Consider the following 1,162-nt stretch of genomic DNA (forward strand, 5'->3'; position numbering starts at 1 on the left):
GTGGTTATCGATGATGATGGCGCCACTGCTGAAACCACTGCTGGCATTACCACACTGGCGGTAAACGATACCCCTATAGTTGATGGTAATCTGGCGTACTCGGTTGACGAAGATGGCTCAATTACCCTAAGCCAAGAGCAATTACTGGCTAATGCGTCTGATGTGGACGGTGATAACCTAAGCGCTGAAAACCTATCAGTAGGCGATAATGCCACGGTTGTAGCTAACCCAGATGGCAGCTTTACGGTTACCCCAGATGCGGACTTCAATGGCGACTTAGATTTAAGCTTTATCGATGATGATGGCGCCACTGCTGAAACCACTGCTGGCATTACCACACTGGCGGTAAACGATACCCCTATAGTTGATGGTAATCTGGCGTACTCGGTTGACGAAGATGGCTCAATTACCCTAAGCCAAGAGCAATTACTGGCTAATGCGTCTGATGTGGACGGTGATAACCTAAGCGCTGAAAACCTATCAGTAGGCGATAATGCCACGGTTGTAGCTAACCCAGATGGCAGCTTTACGGTTACCCCAGATGCGGACTTCAATGGCGACTTAGATTTAAGCTTTGATGTCTCAGATGGCACTACCACAGTAGCAACAGGCGTTGACCTCACTGTTAATCCTGTCAACGATGCCGCGGTGGCCCCTGATGTCACATTCACCATGAATGAAGACGGCGTTATCATCATTACTGATGAGCAGCTGCTGGCTGGCGCTACCGATATCGATGGTGATGACCTATCAATTGATTCAGTCACTTACACCGGCACCGACGGGGTACTCACCGACAACGGTGACGGCACCCATAGCTTTGCGCCAAATGAAAACTTCAATGGCGATGTAGCGCTTGAATTTGGTGTTAGCGATGGCACAGTAGTGACCCCAGCTAACATTGATATCGCCGTTGCCGATGTCAACGATGCGCCGGTTGCAGGCTCAACCTCATACACAGTTAACGAAGATGGCCAAATCACCATTAGCTCTGAGCAATTGCTTGCAAACTCTAGCGATGTGGACGGCACGGTTTCACTTGATAGTGTGAGTTACTCAGGCACCGACGGTGTATTAATTACCAATGACGATGGCTCAGTGACCTTCTCACCAAACGAGAACTTCAATGGCGACATTAGCCTTGATGTAGTGGTTATCGATG

General features: G+C 49.1%; 1 protein-coding gene. It reads left to right on the plus strand.

Features of this window, described 5'->3' with window-relative positions:
- On the plus strand, positions 1–1,162 hold a 1,162-nt coding region (locus BM739_RS19820), incomplete at both ends, for a cadherin-like domain-containing protein (protein ID WP_139326943.1).

This window comes from Shewanella sp. UCD-KL21 (assembly GCF_001957135.1).
Lineage (GTDB): Bacteria > Pseudomonadota > Gammaproteobacteria > Enterobacterales > Shewanellaceae > Shewanella.